This is a genomic window from Paraburkholderia sp. EG304 (assembly GCF_046543485.1).
GTDB classification, from domain to species: domain Bacteria; phylum Pseudomonadota; class Gammaproteobacteria; order Burkholderiales; family Burkholderiaceae; genus Paraburkholderia; species Paraburkholderia youngii.
Window position 1 is genome coordinate 1 of record NZ_JBKGUA010000304.1, and the last position, 522, is coordinate 522.

At 60.7% G+C, this 522-nt stretch carries 1 protein-coding gene; it reads right to left on the reverse strand.

Going from position 1 to position 522, the window contains the following annotated elements; translation table 11 throughout:
• Positions 1–522: transposase (locus tag ACLFKU_RS43995; protein ID WP_410853424.1), on the reverse strand; the 522-nt coding region annotated here is incomplete at both ends.

The window sequence follows — 522 nt, forward strand, 5'->3', positions numbered from 1 at the left end:
CCACCGGCGAATGCGCCGGTAAGGAGCCGGCGTGCACTGGTTTCTGAGCGGACAGCGCGGACAGGCGCTGCTCCAGTAGGTCCGCAGTTTCAGCAGATTGGCACTCTCAAAGGACGTGTACCTGTATATCGCACGTTGACCCGCCGGACACAGGTACTGGTCATCTTTGGCGATGTAAATGAAGTCGGCCCGGTCGAACCGACCGTCAGCCTTTGCACCGGAGGTTTGGCTCTTTGGCACCAGCGCCGCAATACCCGCGTCGTCGCACGCCTTGATCTCCGGTGCGCTGAAGTATCCGCGGTCTGCCAGTGCCTTGATTTTCTTCTTGCCCATCGCATCGCGCGCGGCTTTAGCCATCGGGCTCAACTGCGTTCGGTCGCTGCCGACATTCGTGACTTCGTGGGCGACGATGAGATGGTGTCGGGTGTCGACGGCTACCTGGACGTTGTAGCCAACCACGCCCGTACCCTTGGCTTGCGAGATCATCGAGCGTGAGTCGGGGTCGGTCATCGAGATCTGCTT